Here is a 15624-nt window from a genome sequence, read left to right on the forward strand (position 1 = left end):
ACGGAGCCCCGCCCGCCAGGGCCTCCTCGACGGCCTCCCCCCGGCTGTCCAGATCCCAGGTCATCGCGGGGCCTTTCCGGCGGGCAGTGCCGCCCGATGCCACCGTTCGACCTGCTCACGGGCGGTCCGCGGCACGTCGGCGACGGCGCGGACGGTCACGGGCATATCCGTTACGTTACAGGTCTGACTGTGCGTGGCGGGTGGGCAATTCTGCCGCGGAGCCGGTCGGGAAGGCGGGCCGGATCCGCCCGGCGGGTCCGCTCACCTGCCCGGCCCCGCGCCCGCGGCCGCGCGGGTGCGGGCGATCAGCGGCTCGCCGAACCCCGCGCCGCGCACCTCCCGGCGCACCGCCTCACCCACCGCTTCCGCCCGCCCGGCCGGCGCCAACGCGATCACCGACCCGCCGAAACCGCCACCGGTCATCCGCGCGCCCAGGGCGCCCGCGCGCAGGGCGGCGTCGGCGATCAGGTCGATGTGCGCGGTGGTGATCCCGAAGTCGTCACGCATGGACGCGTGCGACGCGGTGAACATCCGGCCCGCCTCGGCGAAGTCGCAATCACGCAGCGCCGCGACGCAATCGAGCACCCGAAGATTCTCGGTCAGCACATGACGGGCACGGCGCGCGTCGACCGGGTCGCCCACCGCGGCCACCACCGAGGGCCCGCGTTCCTGGGCCTCGCGCAGCGTCGGCACCCCGAGGTCGGCGGCCGCGCGCTCGCACGACGCGCGCCGCGCCGCATAGTCGCCACCGGCGTGTCGGTGCCGGGCGCGGGAGTCGATGACCAGCAGCGCGACGCCCGCGGCGTCGGGATCGAAGGTCACCGGCGCGACGGTGAGCTCCCGGAAGTCGATCAACAGCGCCGTGGCCGGCGCCCCGAGGAGCGAGGCCAGCTGGTCGAGCAGCCCGGTGGGAGCGCCGACGTAGTCGTTCTCGGCGCGCTGGGCCAGCCGGGCCCGCTCGAGGGGCGCGATGCGCAGACCCGCCGCCGACGCGATCGCGCCCAGCACCGCGCATTCCAGCGCCGCCGAGGAGGACAGGCCCGAGCCCATCTCCACCTCGCTGGTGATCGCCATCGCGCCGCCGGGCACCGGATGTCCGGCCCGGCGCAGCGCCCACACCACCCCGGCCACATAGGCGGCCCAACCGGTCACGTCACCGGGAACGGCGCCGAGCGCGATGCGCGCCGAGCCCTCGCCGCGGTCGCTGGCCACGGCGATCTCGTCGCCGCCGTCGGGGGTGAACGTCACCACGGTGCGCTGCGGCAGCGCGATCGGCAGCGCGAAGCCCAGGTTGTAGTCGGTGTGCTCGCCGATCAGGTTGATGCGCCCGGGCGCGGCGTAGCGGACCGTCACCGCAGCTCCCGCAGCCGCCGGGCGACATCTTCGGGCGTGACATCGCCGATGAACGCGTCCATCGCCGATTCGGAGGCCGCCAGGTACTTCAGCTTGGTGGCGCTGCGGCGGATCGACATCAACTCGACGTGGAAGTAGCCGTCGGCCTGCGCCTCGCTGTCAGCGTACTGGTGCAGCGCCGAGATGTAGGGCAGCGGAGCCGCGTACATGCGGTCGAACCGTTTCAGCACGTCGAGGTAGATGCGGGCGAACCCGTCGAGTTCGTCCGCGCTGAGTTCGACGACGTTGCGGACGAACCGGTTCGGGTAGATGTGCACCTCCACCGGCCAGCGCGCCGCGAACGGCACGAACGCCGTGAACAGGTCGGTGCGCGCCACGACGCGGCTGCCGTCGGCGACCTCGCGGGCCAGCAGGTCGGCGAAGAGGTTGCCGCCGTGGCGCAGCCGGTGTTCGCGCGCCTGCGCCAGCATGGTGGCGGTCCGCGGGGTCAGGTAGGGGTAGCCGTAGATCTGACCGTGCGGATGGGTCAGCGTCACCCCGATCTCCTCGCCGCGGTTCTCGAAGCAGAACACCTGCTCGATGCCCGCCGCGGCCGTCAGGTCGGCGGTGCGATGCCGCCACGCCTCCACGACCAGCCGCGCGTGCGCCGGCTCCAGTTCGGCGAACGATCCCGTGTGCGCGCTGGAAAAGCAGACCACCTCGCAGCGGCCATGCCCGGGGGCGGACACGAAGCCGTCGCCGGGCACCGGCGCGGCCCGGCCGGCACCGGACAGGCTGGGGAACCGGTTCTCGAAGACCACGACGTCATAGTCGGGGGCGGGCACCTCGCTGGTCAGCCCGGTGGGGCCCGGACACAGCGGGCACTGGTCGGGGGGCGGCTTGTAGGTGCGGTCCTGGCGCCGCGCCGCCACGATCACCCACTGCCCGGTCGTGCGGTCATACCGCAGCTGCGACTGGTCCGGGTCGCGCCCGGGCAGCGGCCTGCGGTCGGCGACGGGCGCCGGGCGGTGCCCGGGCAGCGCGAAGAACAGCAGGTCACGGCCATCGGCCAGCTTCGCCCGGGTCGGCGCCATGGTCACGAAGGGTAGCTTGGTCGCCGCGGCGCAGCTGCGGGTAATGCAGGTGGGTCGGCGAGATGAGAGGCGGTCGGGGAGATCACTGGTCTCTACGAGGGCGCCCGCACCTGGGCGATCGGCTCGGATCCCGGATTGTTGCGGTTGCGGATGGCCAGCCGGACGACGGCCGCGCTGGCCTGCTCCCTGGTGGTGCTCTTCCTGCTCACGAGGGCGACGGGACAGCCCCTGACCGTCGCGCTGCTCGGGGTCGTGATCACCATGGTCGCGTCCCGGTCCGTCGACGAACCCGACCCGCGCCGGCAGCGGATCACGATGGGACTGCTGCCGGTGCCCGCCGCGCTCGCCATCGCCGCCGCGGCGCTGCTCGCCCCGCACCGGGTCGCCGGCGACGCCGCCTTCGTGGTGGTCGTGTTCGGCGCGGTGTACGTCCGCCGCTTCGGCGCGCGCGGCAGGGCGCTCGGCATGGTCGCGTTCATGTCGTATTTCTTCAGCCTGTACCTGCGGGCCCGGATCGCGGAGTTGCCCTGGATGATCGGGGCGGTCGCGGTGGGAACGGTGTGCACGTACGTGATCGGCACCTACGTCCTGCCGGACCGGCCGGAACGGGTGCTGCGCGCGACCGTTCGGGCCTTGCGGGCGCGGATGGCGATCGTTGTCGACACCACCGCCGACGCGGTCCGCACCGGCCGGTTCGACGAGCGGCGGCGGCGGCGCATGCGGGCCCGCACGATCCGGCTCAACGAGACCGCGCTGCTGGTGCAGAGCCAGATCGAAGACAAGGCCGAACCCGCCATGCGGTGGCTCGGGGTCGCCGGCGGGCAGCTGGCCCCGTGGCTGTTCGACGCCGAACTGGCCATCGAATGGGTCGCCACCGCCGGCCGGAAAGCCGCCGACGTCTCCACCGAAATACCCGGGCCGACCCGCGACGAGCTCGTCGGGACGCTCACCCAGCTGGCGCGGGCCATCCGCTCACCGCAGTCCGACGGCCTCCGGGGGGCAGGGGAACGCGCCCAGCGGCTGCTGGACCGGCGGCCGGTGCCCGCCGGGGCGTCCGGGACCCCCGGACCCGCCGGGGCCGCCGACGCCGCCGTGCGCCGTCTCGCCCTGGCGATCGCCAACGCCGCGAACGCGAGCGCCGAGGTCCGCGCGATCGTCGAACGCGCCGCCGCAGGCGGCGCCCCCGCGCCGGAATCCGGCGGCCCGGAGGCCGCAGCCCCCGACGCCGCAGCGCGCTCCGGCCTGCGGCCGACCACGCGGCAGGCCATCCAGGTGTCCGTCGCCGCGTCGCTGGCCATCGTCACCGGCGAGTTGGTGTCCCCGCTGCGCTGGTATTGGGCGGTGATCGCGGCGTTCGTGATCTTCGCCGGCACCAGCTCCTGGGGGGAAACCCTGACCAAGGGCTGGCAGCGGGTGCTGGGCACCGTGCTGGGCGTGCCGTGCGGCATGCTGGTGGCCACCCTGGCGTCCGGGGACACCGTCGTCTCGGTCGTGCTCATCTTCGTGTGCCTGTTCTGCGCGTTCTACTTCATGACGGTCACCTACAGCCTGATGATCTTCTGGATCACCACGATGCTGGCGCTGCTCTACGGCCTGCTCGGCGAATTCAGCGTCGACGTCCTGCTGCTGCGCATCGAGGAGACCGCGATCGGTGCCGTCATCGGCGTCGGGGTGGCCATCCTGGTACTGCCGACCAACACCCGCACCGCCATCCGCGACGACGCCCGCGCATTCTTGACGACGCTGTCGGAGCTGATCGAGGCCTCCGCCGCGACCATGTGCGGCGCCGCCGCCGTGCGCCCGACCGAGCGGGCGCGCCGGCTCGACCGGGATCTGCAACAGTTCCGGACCACCTCCAAGCCGCTCCTGGTCGGGGTCGCCGGGTTTGCCGGGCGCCGCAGCATCCGCCGCGCGCTGCAACTGTTCACGGCGTGCGATCACTTCGGCAGGTCCCTGGCGCGCAGCGCCGCGCAGGTCGCGGCTCCCGACGGGTCGCCGGCACCGGCCGCCGTGCTCGTCGCGGCCCTCGCGTCGGCCGCCGCCCAGACCCGGCGCAACATCGACGCGCTGATCGCCGTCCTCGACGGAGCCCGCGCCGCCACAATCGTGTCGGCGACCGAAGCGCTCGACACCACGCTGGCCGGGCAACGGGACGCCGGGTCGCCGCCGCGGCCCGACACCCGCCGATTCCTCACCGCGGTGCATTCGCTGCGCCAGATCGAACGGCTCGTCGCCACCTTGGCCGCCGATCTCGGCGCCGGCGACGGGGCCCCGGGCTGACCCCGATCAGTCACCGACCCGTTGCTGGTGCAGCGCCCGCCGGGCCGATTCGGCGCTGCGCTCGGCTCGGGCGAGCAGCCCGGCACGCGCCCGCGGCCCCCAGAATGCCTCGGCGGCCAGCAAGGCGGCGAACAGCCACGACAGGGCGGCGATCCGGGTCGTGCCGTAACGGGTGTCGAGCACGGCCAGGGCCAGCATCGTCGCGGCGAGCAGCCACACCAGCCACTGCCGGCTGCGGGCCTGGTCCCCGCACGCCCGCAGGCCGTCGACGTACCCGAGGGCCGCGGGCACGAGTCGCCCCTGGTCGACGACCCGGCCGCGGCGCACCGCACGGACCACCGCGACGCGCTCGTCGGCGCTCAGGCCCTCGGCGGCCGGCCACAGCCTGCACATCCGGCGGGCCGTCACGGTCCCCGCGCACGCCCCGGTCGCGATCAGCGCGGCGACCGCGCCCGCGACCAGACCGGACTCGGCCAACACCAGCGCGCCCACGACGCCGCCGGCCGGGATCCCCGTCGAGAACGCCCGCCGCACGGCGCCTCCGCGCCACATCCACGCTGGGATCAAAAGCACACCGCGATTGTCGCGGCCCCGCGTCCGCCGTTTTCCACCGGGCCGCCCGTTGCGGGTCCAACCTGGTCGACCCCGAATTCGCCGACCACGACTCGCTGACGTCGGCAGGCGAATTGACTTGGTATGCAATGCAATTGGCGGTGCGCAAGCGCGAGGGCCGCAACCGCCTCGCAGTACCCGGCTTGCGGATCACGCCCGCGGCTGCGGGCTGCCCACGTCGCGGTGCTCGCCGGCTCCGACGAAGTCCTCGATCAGCTCGACCACCTCGCGCGGCGCCTCCACCTGGGGGAAGTGACCGACGTCGGGCAGCACCTCGAGCCGGCTGTCCGTGCGCGCCTCGTGCGCGGCGTAGGCGTGAGCGACGGGGATGATGCCGTCGCGCTCGCCCCAGATCGCCATCACGGGCAGCTCCTCGCGCAGTCGCAGCCGGTTGAGCGCGCTGACCGCCTGCCCGCGGTGGTCGACCACGGATCGCAGCGTCCGCAGGAACGACTGCCGTGTCTCCCGATCCGACAGGGACGAGTAGGCGCTCCACAACTCGGCACCGCGCGGCGACTGGACGCCGGCGCCGCGCATCCAGGACCTGAGCCTGTTGCCGGCGGCGAGGAGCGGCGCCGGCGCGATGACCGGTAGCACCAGCTCCGCCCCGGGCGCCGAGAGCAGCCGCAGCACCAGCCCGACGTCGGGGCCGAGGCCGCCGCTGCTGACCAGGATCAACCGCTTGGCGTAGTCGGGGTGCTGGTAGACGAACTGCATCGCGACACCACCGCCCAGCGAGTGCCCGACCAGGGTGGCCTGGCTGACCCCGAGCTCGTCGAGCAGGTCGCGAAGCCAGACCGCGAACGCACCCAGCGAGTAGTCCCCGCGGGGTTTGGCCGACGCGCCGTGGCCCAGCAGGTCCGGTGCGATCACCCGGAATTTCTTCGACAGCTGCGGTATCACCGAACGCCAGGTCTCCGAACTGCCCGCCATACCATGGATGAGCAGCAGGATCTCGCCGTCGCCCGCGTCGCGGTAGGCGACGCGGTCGCCGTGCAACTCGAGGAACTTCAACTGATTCATCCCTCCGGTGTACCCCCGAACCCGTCGACTCGGCGATGATCTACAGCATGACCGAACCGGTTGCCGCCCGCGTGGCCGTCTACCTCGATTTCGACAACATCGTGATCTCCCGCTACGACCAGGTTGACGGCCGCAACTCGTTCCAGCGGGACAAGGCCAGGGGGCTCGACCCCGACCGGCAGGCCCGTGCCACGGTCGACGTCGCGGCGATCCTCGACTTCGCGTCCTCGTTCGGGACGCTGGTGCTGACCCGGGCCTACGCCGACTGGTCGGCCGACGTCAACGCCGGCTACCGCGGACAGCTGGTCGCCCGCGCGGTCGACCTGGTGCAGCTGTTCCCCGCCGCGGCCTACGGCAAGAACGGCGCCGACATCCGGCTGGCCGTCGACGCCGTCGAGGACATGTTCCGGCTGCCCGACCTGACCCACGTGGTGATCGTGGCCGGCGACTCCGACTACATCCCGCTGGCGCAGCGCTGCAAGCGGCTGGGCCGCTACGTGGTGGGCATCGGGGTGGCCGGCGCGTCCAGCCGCGCGCTGGCCGCGGCCTGCGACGACTTCGTCATCTACGACGCGCTCCCCGGGGTCCCGGCCCTGGAACCGGCACCCGCGCCGGCCGAGGCGGGCACGGAGAAAGCCCCGCCGAAGGGGCGGCGCGGACGCGCCCAGGCGGCCCAGCCCGAGGAGCCGGAGCCGCCCGACCCGCAGGCCGCCGCCACGGCGCTGTTGACGCGGGCGCTGCAGATCGGGCTGGAGAAAGACGACGTCGACTGGCTGCACAACTCCGCGGTGAAGGCGCAGATGAAGCGGATGGATCCCTCGTTCAGCGAGAAGTCGCTGGGTTTCCGGTCGTTCAGCGACTTCCTGCGTTCGCGCTCGGACGTCGTTGAACTGGACGAGACTTCAACAACCCGCATGGTGCGGCTGCGCGTCGACCAGTGACCACCGCGACCGGTTGGCCACGCCGGCCGCCCGTCTCATCCTGCGCCGCGTCGGCGAGCGGCGACTGCCAGGAGATCGTGCTCGTGCCGGATCAGGACGGCCACTATCCCGGCCCCGGGTTCTGGAGCTCAGGCCCAGCCGAACGCCAGGGGCACCATGTACAGCCCGAAGGCGATCACCACCAGGCACAGGGCACGGGTGACGTGTTTGTAGAGCCCGCGCATCCGCCACTGCTCGGGTAGGGCCCGGGCCTCCAGCGCGAGCAGCAGACCCAGCACGATGGGCAGCAGCAGGGCGTTCATCACCTCGACGTCCACGGCCAGGTTGACCAGGTCGACGCTGCCCAGCACGAGCACCGCGCCGACGATGTGGGCGAGCGCGTAGGTGATGTAGAACTTGGCGGTGGCGCGGTTGGGCCGCTCGTTGAGCGTGTGGTGCCAGCCGAACACCTCCGAGAGCCCCCACGCGCCGGCCAGCGACGCGACGATCGCGGCGACCAGTGCGGCGCCCAGCATTCCCAGTCCGAACAGAACGGTGCCGCCGACGTGCCCCAGGTAGGGGGTCAGCGCGTGCGAGATCTGGCCGACGGTCTGCAGCGTCGCCTCGCCGTTCTGCGTCCCGAGCGTCGCGGCGACGGTGACCACCACCGCGATCATGATCAGCTGGGTCAGCACCGCACCGAAGGCGGTGTCGTAGCGGGCCTGGCGGAGCGCGGCCACCGACAGGCGCTTGTCCACCACCGCCCCCTGCTGATAGAAGATCATCCACGGCATGATCACCGCACCGACGTTGGCCGCGACCAGCAGCAGATACGAGGGGTCGCCCAGCGGCATGGACGTCAGTCCGTGCGCCACCGCGTTCGGGTCGGGGCGGGACATGACCATGGCGACCAGGAACGCCAGTTCGGCCGCCCCGAGCACGATTCCGACGCGTTCGACGCGCCGGTAGCTGCCGGTGAGCGCGAGCGCCAGCAGCGCCACCGTGGCGATCGGGATGCTCACCCACTTGGAAACGCCGAACAGTTCGCCGACCCCGGCGACGCCGGCGAACTCCGTCAGCAGCGCCCCGATCGCCGAGGCGAACAAGGTGAACGCCGAGACCCACGCCCAGCCGCGGCCGAAGCGTTCCCTGATGAGCGCGCCGTGTCCCCGCCCGGTGACGATGCCCAGCCGCACTGTCATTTCCTGAACGACGTAGAGGATCGGCATCAAAACAAGCTGCGGCAACACCATGCGGTAACCCCAGCGATCGCCGGACTGGGCCGCCGTGATCAGCGAGCCCGCGTCGGTGTCGGCGAACATCACCACCAGGCCCGGGCCCCACACCGACAGCACCGCCCACCGCAGCCACCGCAGACGACGACGGATCGGGGCCGGTGACCGGTCGTCGCGCTCGTGGGCCACCGGCGTGGTGGTGTCGGTCAACTCTTGGACTCACCCTCTCGTGCGGCGGCAAGCGTGCAAAGCCGTAAAAGCGCATCAACCCCGCCGCACCCGACGGGCGGGCTTCCTCGACCGTACGGTATCGATTCGGTTCCGGCCGAGTCCGCAAGCCTCGGCCCCGCAGCCGGCCCGCACAAGGGTCAGATGCGGGACAGTGCGGCGAGGAACAGGATGGCCATCCCGGCGGCCATGGCGGCCTGGGCGAGGCTTCCCAGGGATTTCAGGCGGGTGGTGCCGATGTCGGTGAGGCAGCGCAGCGTCCAGAAAAGCGTTGCGGCCCCGAAGATCAGCGCACCGAGCCAGTTCATCACCGTGATCCAGACGGCGGCCGGGAGACCGTCCATGGCGGCATACATCCAGGCCGTCGCCAGCATCATCAGGGCGTGGTATCCGGTCGACCGCCGCTGGCCGGGGGTGCGGGCGGCAACGAGGGTCATCGTCGCGAACCACACCGCCGCCAGCAGGAAAAGCACCGCGAGCGCCGTCGCCGGGGCGCGCATGCTCCACGGCCAGGCCATCGCCGCCATCGCGACTGCCATCAGCACGTGCAAACCGTGGCTGACGACCATCGGCCATGGCCGGCGTCGGGCGAGGATCGGCAGGGCGCATTCGACAGCGCCCAGCGCGAACAATCCCGTGACGGCCCACCGCAGCAGGACGCCGTGGATCATGCGGTCGCGGGCCGCCCGGGCAGGGCTTTCATCTCGCCGGCACGGGTCGTGTCGCGGCCGAAGTGGCGCAGCCGCAGCGAGTTGGTGACCACGCTGATCGAGGACAGGCCCATCGCCGCGCCCGCCACGACGGGGTTGAGCACCCCGAATGCGGCCAGCGGGATCGCGGCGGTGTTGTAGCCGAAGGCCCAGCCCAGGTTTTGGTGGATCGTGCGCAGCGTCTGCCGCGAGAGTTGCAGGGAGCGCACCACACCGTCGAGCCGGTCGGACATCAGCGTGATGTCGGAGGCCTCGATGGCCACGTCGGTGCCGGTGCCGATCGCGATGCCCAGGTCGGCCTGCACCAGCGCCGGGGCGTCGTTGACGCCGTCGCCGACCATGGCGACCAGCCTGCCCTCGTCCTGGAGGCGGCGGATCTCGTCGACCTTGTCTTCGGGCAACACCTCGGCCAGCACCCGGTCGATGCCGACCTGCTCGGCGATCGCGGCCGCGGTGCGGGCGTTGTCGCCGGTGATCATGGCGACCTGTAACCCCATCTCGTGCAGCCGGCGCACCACCGCGACGGCATCGTCTTTGATCGTGTCGGCCACCGCCAGCACACCCAGCACCCGGTCGTCGCGGCCGACGAACACCGCGGTGCGGCCCTGTGCTTCGAGGTCGGCGGCCGCGGTCGCGAGCTGGTCGGTCAGGCGCAGGCCGTTTTCCTCGACCAGCTTGCGCCGCCCGACCAGCACGGGCCGGCCGTCGACGTCGGCGCGCACGCCGTGGCCGGCCAGGTTGGTGAACGCCGCCGCGGCCGGGACGGCGAGGCCGCGCTCGCGGGCGCCCGCGACGATGGCCGCGCCGATGGGGTGCTCGGAGCCCGATTCGACCGCGGCGGCGAGCTGGAGCACCAGATCGCCCCTGTGCCGCTTGTCGGCGACGACGTCGGTGAGCCGCATCTGGCCGCGGGTCAGGGTGCCGGTCTTGTCGAACACCACGGTGTCGATCCTCTTCGAGGCTTCCAGCACCTCCCCGCCCTTGACCAGGATCCCCATCTCCGCGCCGCGGCCGGTGCCGGCGATGATCGCGGTCGGAGTGGCCAGGCCCAGTGCGCACGGGCAGGCGATGATCAGCACCGAGACCGCCGCGGTCATGCCCGCGACCGGGTTGGCCGCCAGCAGCGTCCACCCGGCGAAGGTCAGCGCGGCCACCGCCAGCACGGCGGGGACGAACACCGCCGACACCCGGTCGGCCAACCGCTGCACCGGGGCCTTGCCGCCCTGGGCCTGCTCGACCAGGCGCACGATCTGGGCCAGCGCGGTGTCGGCGCCCACGGCGGTGGCGCGCACGGTCAACAACCCGTCGGTGTTGACGGTGGCCCCGGCCACCCGGTCGCCCACCGTCTTCTCGGCCGGCATCGACTCGCCGGTCAGCATCGACTCGTCCACCGCGGCACGCCCGTCGACGATCTCGCCGTCGACGGGGATTTTCTCGCCGGGCCGCACCCGCATCAGGTCGCCGACCTGAACCCGCTCCACCGGCACGAGCACCTCGTGGCCGTCGACGAGCAGGCAGGCTTCCCTGGCGCCCATCTCCAGCAGCGTGCTGATCGCCTCGCGGGTCTTGCCGGTGGCCCGGGCCTCGAAATAGCGGCCCAGCACCACGAACGCGATGATCAGCGCGGCGGTGTCGAAGAACAGCGGCCCGCCGGCGAACAGCTGGTAGGTGGAGTAGGCGAACGCGGTCAGCGTGCCCAGGCTGATCAGGGTGTCCATGCCCGCGGACCCGGCCCGCGCCTGCCGCACGGCTCCCACCAGGAACGGCCAGCCTGCCACGAACTGCACCGGCACCGTCGCGGCAAAGGCCAGCCACCCCGCCCACGCGCCGCCGAACAGCATCGGCGCCGCCATCGACACCAGACCCAACGGCACGGCCAGCCACACCCGGCGCAACCAGGTGCGCTGCTCGCCTTTCGCATCGGCGGCCGGCGCCCCGTGGCACGACGGCACCGGCTGATGACAGCTACTTCCACCGGCGGCCTGCGCGCTGCCGGCATCGGACGACAAGCCCAGCGCGCGCAGGATCCCGCCGGCGATCCGCGCCAGCACCCCGGTTTCGCCCACGCTCGCCGAATACGGGGCGCGGGCGGGCACCGACGCTGCGGGCACGTCCCGGGCCCGCCCGATCGCCGCCAGCACCGCGGCGATGTCGCAGTCGTCGGGCAGGTACCAGATCACCACCGATCCCGTTCGGGGATAGGCCTGCACCGCGCGTACCCCGGCCACCTCGGCGACCGTCTCCTCGATCGCCACCGCCAGGGCCGCGTCCATCCCAAACCCGCTGGCGCGCACGCGCATCCGCCCGCCCCCTTGGGAGACGACCTGCAACGTGACGCCGGCTGAAGCGGTGGGCGCCGTGTCAGTGGCAGGCTCAGTGGCATGCATTGTGGTCGCCCTCGTGGGTCGAGGTGGCGGGCGAGTCCGCCGGTGCGGGAACTCGTTCCCCGACGCGCTCGGCCGCCTCGGCGAGCACGTCGGCCGTCGCCAGACGCGCCCTCTCGGCGGCCTCCCTGGTCATGCGTTCGGTGGCGCGCGCGCCGCGCAGACCCGCCGCGGCGGCGCTGACCGTCATCGTGCGCCACGGCGCCTTCGCCAAGACTTCGTACGCCGCGGCACCCACCACACCGGTCACCAGCGTGGGCACCGCTCTCCCGACCAATCCGTGCCAAACCATCCCGGCCACATCCCTTCTGTCGTCGACGATCACTGCCGCGGGCCATCCCCGGAGCCTCTCCCCGGGCACTATACCCCCCCACCCTATGTGGGGCTAGCCGCGTGGGCCGGGCCTCGTGGGCCGCGGCCGAGCGTGCGCCACCACGTCGGCGCGGGAATTTCTCCGCAAAAAGGCGCTCGCAACTCACGTTCGCGACGATGCGAGAGCTTCGCCGCAGCTTTCTCCATGGGAGCCATGGTTATTCCCGGCGACCCTCGACTGTCCAACTTGTACAGACGGTCCCCATTGGGTATTTTCACCAGCACTAGTTGGTCTTAGCGGTGTCGATTTGCCACCGAGTTGGTGGATTCGTCGCGCACGCTTTGTTGCGTCCGCCCGCGTCTGGGCAGGCGGAACTCGTGTCAATCGGCAAATCCAGCACGAAAGATCCAATGATCGAACACGGCGGCGGCAGCGATGCCGAGGATTGAATCGATCCCGCGCGAGCCCGGCCACTTTCCCGCAAACGTGCGTGCGCAGGGCGCTGCACCGGTGAAACCACCACGTCACGGGCACGTTCGGAAGGCCGAACGCCCGGGCGCGGTGATAGTTGCGGATTCGATGTGCCGCCGCATGGTCGGCGACGCGCGGTCGTGAAATGCCACGTCGAGAGTCAGTGAAAGAGGGGAAGCGTGCCGCGTCGGATTGCATTGCTGGCTTTGGCGGCGCCTCGGCGAGTGATCGCGGTCGCGCTGCTGGTATTTCTGGGAACTGTTGCTTTCGGGTTACCGGTCGCCAAAGATCTGTCCGCCGGAGGTTTTTACGATCCCGCGTCCGAATCGGCCCAAGCCAATCGATTGCTCGAGCAGAAGTTCGGCGAAAGTGAACAACAACTCCTGATCGTGGTCACCGCTCCCGGTGGCCCGAACAGTGCGCCCGCGCGCGCCGTCGGAACCGACATCGTCGAGCATTTGGAACGCTCACGTTTTGTTTTCCATGTCTCCTCGCCGTGGACGTCGACGGCGCAGACCGCGGGGCGTCTGGTGAGCAAAGACGGCAGGTCCGGGCTCATCGTCGCCAACCTGAGGGGCGGGGACAACAACGCGCCGAAACACGCCGGGTCGCTGTCCGGTGAATTGGTGCGCGACCGGGATGGCGTCACCGTCCGCGCGGGCGGCCTGGCCATGGCCTACGCACAGGTCAACAATCAAATCGAACACGACCTTGTCACGATGGAGTCGATCGCGATCCCGCTCAGTTTCCTGGCCATGGTCTGGGTGTTCGGTGGGTTGTTGGCGGCCGCGTTGCCGATCGCCGTGGGCCTGGTGGCGATCGTCGGTTGCATGGCGATACTGCGCCTGCTCACCTTCACCACCGAGGTGTCGGTCTACGCGCTCAACCTCGCCACCGCACTGGGCTTGGCACTGGCGATCGACTACACGCTGCTGATCGTCAGCCGTTACCGCGACGAGCTGGCCGGGGGCAGCCTTCCCGACCGGGCTCTGATCCGGACCATGCAGACGGCCGGGCGTACGGTGCTGTATTCCGCGACCACCGTCGCATTGTCGATGGCGGTGATGGTGCTGTTCCCGATGTTCTTCCTGCGGTCGTTCGCCTACGCCGGCGTCGCGACCGTCGCATTCGCCGCCATCGCCGCGGTCGTGGTGACACCCGCAGCCATCGTGTGGCTGGGCCCGCGGTTGGACGGGATGGACATGCGCCGGCTGATCCGCGGAATGTTGCGGCGCCGCGAGCCCGCCCGCAAACCGGTACAGCAACTCTTCTGGTACCGATCCACCCGGTTGGTCATGCGCCACGCCGTGCCGGTCGGCCTCGCGGTGACCGCCCTGGTGACGCTGGCCGAGTTCCCGTTCCTGGGCGTGAAGTGGGGTTTCCCCGACGACCGCGTGCTGCCGCGTTCGGCGTCGGCGCACCAGGTCGGCGACCAGCTGCGCAACGACTTCGCCGACGACTTCGCCACGACGGTGCAGGTCGTGATCCCCGACGCGCGGGGACTCGACGCCGGCGACCTCGAGCGCTACGCGGCCGAACTGTCTCGGGTGCCCGAGGTCGCCGCGGTGAGCGCACCGACGGCGACTTTCGTCGGGGGAACCGCGGCCGGCCCGCCCGCCGCGCCGACCGGAATTGCCGATGGCAGCGCGTTTTTGACCGTCACCAGCACATCGCCGCCGTTCTCCCGCGCCTCGGACCGCCAACTCGATCGCCTGCATGCGGTCGATGGTCCGCGCGGTCGAGCGGTTGCGCTGACCGGGCTGGGCCCCACCAACCGCGACGGTGTCGACGCGATCACCGCGCGGCTGCCGCTGGTGCTGGGCCTGATCGCCGTCATCACGGCGGTCCTGCTGTTCCTGGTGACCGGCAGCGTGGTGCTGCCGGTCAAGACGCTCGTGCTCAACGTCCTGTCGCTGTCGGCGACGTTCGGGGCGCTGGTCTGGATCTTCCAGGACGGCCACCTCGGCGGTCTGGGCATCACGACGACGGGACGACTCGTCGCCAACATGCCGGTCCTGCTGTTCTGCATCGCATTCGGGTTGTCGATGGATTACGAGATCTTCCTGGTCGCGCGAATCCGCGAATACTGGCTGGCGTCGCGAAAAACGGCCGCCGACAACGACGAAAGCATCGCGTTGGGGGTGGCCTACACCGGCCGGGTGATCACCGCCGCGGCGCTGGTGATGGCCATGGCGTTCGCGGCGCTCAGCGCCTCGCAGGTGTCGTTCATGCGCATGTTCGGGTTCGGCCTGACGCTGGCCGTGCTCGCCGACGCCACCCTGGTGCGCATGATTCTGGTTCCGGCCGTCATGCACGTGCTCGGCCGGGTCAACTGGTGGGCGCCTAAACCGTTGGCCTGGCTGCACGGCCGCATCGGCATCGACGAGTCCGGTGGTGCGGCCGAACGGCCCGGCGGGCGCCACGCCAGGCGCTCGGCGCCGGCCCGGTGGCGCCCGGCGGGTAGCCCCGACGTCGCGGCCCGCCTACCGCGGGACGACGAGTCCCCGCAAGCCACCGAAGGCAATATGGGCCATACGACACATCTTCAGCCGTGATTTCCGGTGCTCATTGCTCGCCGCAGTTGCGGATCCCCGAGATTCCCGAAGGCCTACAGCGACACCCGGATCGAATGGCGTTGGCGCAGAGAAGTCATCCAGGGCTCCAACTGCCGCGAGATCATCGACAACATCGTTGACATGGCGCACTCGTACTACATCCACCGCGGGTTATCCACAATGTCTTCACCGAGGGCGTCAGCATGGGCTTACCGCAGGACGTCGAGATCCCGAAGACCAAGATCCGCAGCGAAAACCCGCTTCTGGTGGACGAGGACGCCCCGGTCCAGCAGCTGCGCCGCTGGTATCAGCAGTTCTATGTCGGCGCCACCGGCGTGACGGCCGAGGCGGAAATGGAGCTGCAAGGTAAGTCGGACCAGTTGCGACAGCGGTCGCGCCCGGGGGTGGATTGGGTGTCCGGGACTTGTCGGTGCTTGCTGTGATGATGGGGTTATGTCGGTGAGCGC

11 protein-coding genes and 1 pseudogene are annotated in these 15624 nt (G+C 71.2%); 4 read left to right on the plus strand and 8 right to left on the minus strand.

Features of this window, described 5'->3' with window-relative positions; translation table 11 throughout:
• Window positions 1–261 precede the first annotated feature (261 nt).
• Together FPZ47_RS22055 and galT are read right to left on the minus strand one after the other, a co-directional pair.
• On the minus strand, window positions 262–1353 hold the full coding sequence (locus FPZ47_RS22055; RefSeq protein ID WP_144951570.1) for a galactokinase: 1092 nt from the start codon (window positions 1351–1353) through the stop codon (window positions 262–264).
• The gene (gene galT / locus FPZ47_RS22060; RefSeq protein ID WP_144951595.1) at window positions 1350–2426 is read right to left on the minus strand and encodes a galactose-1-phosphate uridylyltransferase; all 1077 of its coding nucleotides are present in this window, start codon (window positions 2424–2426) and stop codon (window positions 1350–1352) included. Before galT ends, FPZ47_RS22055 begins: the two co-directional genes overlap by 4 nt.
• Before the next feature lie 150 nt (window positions 2427–2576).
• Between galT and FPZ47_RS22065 the strand changes: the two genes are divergently transcribed.
• On the plus strand, window positions 2577–4706 hold the full coding sequence (locus tag FPZ47_RS22065) for an FUSC family protein (protein ID WP_144951572.1): 2130 nt from the start codon (window positions 2577–2579) through the stop codon (window positions 4704–4706).
• A 6-nt stretch (window positions 4707–4712) separates the two neighbouring features.
• On the opposite strand, the gene FPZ47_RS22070 is transcribed toward FPZ47_RS22065, so the two are convergent.
• Window positions 4713–5279 (minus strand): hypothetical protein, encoded by a 567-nt coding sequence (locus tag FPZ47_RS22070; protein ID WP_144951574.1) that lies wholly within the window; start codon window positions 5277–5279, stop codon window positions 4713–4715.
• Between the two features lie 189 nt (window positions 5280–5468).
• On the minus strand, window positions 5469–6341 hold the full coding sequence (locus FPZ47_RS22075; RefSeq protein ID WP_144951576.1) for an alpha/beta fold hydrolase: 873 nt from the start codon (window positions 6339–6341) through the stop codon (window positions 5469–5471).
• A gap of 35 nt (window positions 6342–6376) precedes the next feature.
• Here FPZ47_RS22075 and FPZ47_RS22080 point away from each other — a divergent pair, with 35 nt between their 5' ends.
• Complete coding sequence (locus FPZ47_RS22080; protein WP_168209536.1) at window positions 6377–7282, plus strand: NYN domain-containing protein; 906 nt, start codon at window positions 6377–6379, stop codon at window positions 7280–7282.
• Between the two features lie 128 nt (window positions 7283–7410).
• Here the strand turns inward: FPZ47_RS22080 and FPZ47_RS22085 are convergent, their stop codons facing one another.
• From FPZ47_RS22085 to FPZ47_RS22100, 4 genes are all read right to left on the minus strand, one after another.
• Window positions 7411–8706 carry an NRAMP family divalent metal transporter gene (locus tag FPZ47_RS22085; protein ID WP_144951580.1) on the minus strand — a complete coding sequence of 432 codons (1296 nt, stop codon included), beginning with the start codon at window positions 8704–8706 and terminating at the stop codon, window positions 7411–7413.
• 158 nt (window positions 8707–8864) lie between these two features.
• Window positions 8865–9395: a DUF5134 domain-containing protein gene (locus FPZ47_RS22090; protein WP_144951582.1), complete on the minus strand. Its 531-nt coding sequence runs from the start codon at window positions 9393–9395 to the stop codon at window positions 8865–8867.
• Entirely contained in the window at window positions 9392–11734 is a 2343-nt protein-coding gene (locus tag FPZ47_RS22095; protein ID WP_144951584.1) for a copper-translocating P-type ATPase, read from the minus strand. The genes FPZ47_RS22090 and FPZ47_RS22095 overlap by 4 nt, the downstream gene beginning before the upstream one ends.
• 73 nt (window positions 11735–11807) lie before the next feature.
• Window positions 11808–12110, minus strand: coding sequence for a DUF1490 family protein (locus tag FPZ47_RS22100; protein WP_144951586.1), 303 nt, complete (start codon window positions 12108–12110; stop codon window positions 11808–11810).
• A gap of 671 nt (window positions 12111–12781) precedes the next feature.
• On the opposite strand from FPZ47_RS22100, the gene FPZ47_RS22105 reads away from it, so the two are divergent.
• Both FPZ47_RS22105 and FPZ47_RS29780 read left to right on the plus strand, forming a co-directional pair.
• The gene (locus tag FPZ47_RS22105; RefSeq protein WP_144951588.1) at window positions 12782–15157 is read left to right on the plus strand and encodes an MMPL family transporter; all 2376 of its coding nucleotides are present in this window, start codon (window positions 12782–12784) and stop codon (window positions 15155–15157) included.
• A 20-nt stretch (window positions 15158–15177) separates the two neighbouring features.
• Window positions 15178–15504 (plus strand): annotated as a pseudogene (locus FPZ47_RS29780) (hypothetical protein); the annotation flags it as partial.
• Window positions 15505–15624 lie beyond the last annotated feature (120 nt).

Origin of the sequence: Mycobacterium helveticum (assembly GCF_007714205.1) — a bacterium.
GTDB classification, from domain to species: domain Bacteria; phylum Actinomycetota; class Actinomycetes; order Mycobacteriales; family Mycobacteriaceae; genus Mycobacterium; species Mycobacterium helveticum.

What these genes read in the sequence shown, in the direction of transcription:
- galT (WP_144951595.1), bottom strand. Translation starts at nt 2,426, where the DNA reads ATGGCGCCGACCCGGGCGAAGCTGGCCGATGGCCGTGACCTGCTGTTC.
- FPZ47_RS22065 (WP_144951572.1), top strand. Translation starts at nt 2,577, where the DNA reads ATGGCCAGCCGGACGACGGCCGCGCTGGCCTGCTCCCTGGTGGTGCTC.
- FPZ47_RS22075 (WP_144951576.1), bottom strand. Translation starts at nt 6,341, where the DNA reads ATGAATCAGTTGAAGTTCCTCGAGTTGCACGGCGACCGCGTCGCCTAC.
- FPZ47_RS22080 (WP_168209536.1), top strand. Translation starts at nt 6,377, where the DNA reads ATGATCTACAGCATGACCGAACCGGTTGCCGCCCGCGTGGCCGTCTAC.
- FPZ47_RS22090 (WP_144951582.1), bottom strand. Translation starts at nt 9,395, where the DNA reads ATGATCCACGGCGTCCTGCTGCGGTGGGCCGTCACGGGATTGTTCGCG.
- FPZ47_RS22095 (WP_144951584.1), bottom strand. Translation starts at nt 11,734, where the DNA reads ATGCGCGTGCGCGCCAGCGGGTTTGGGATGGACGCGGCCCTGGCGGTG.
- FPZ47_RS22100 (WP_144951586.1), bottom strand. Translation starts at nt 12,110, where the DNA reads ATGGTTTGGCACGGATTGGTCGGGAGAGCGGTGCCCACGCTGGTGACC.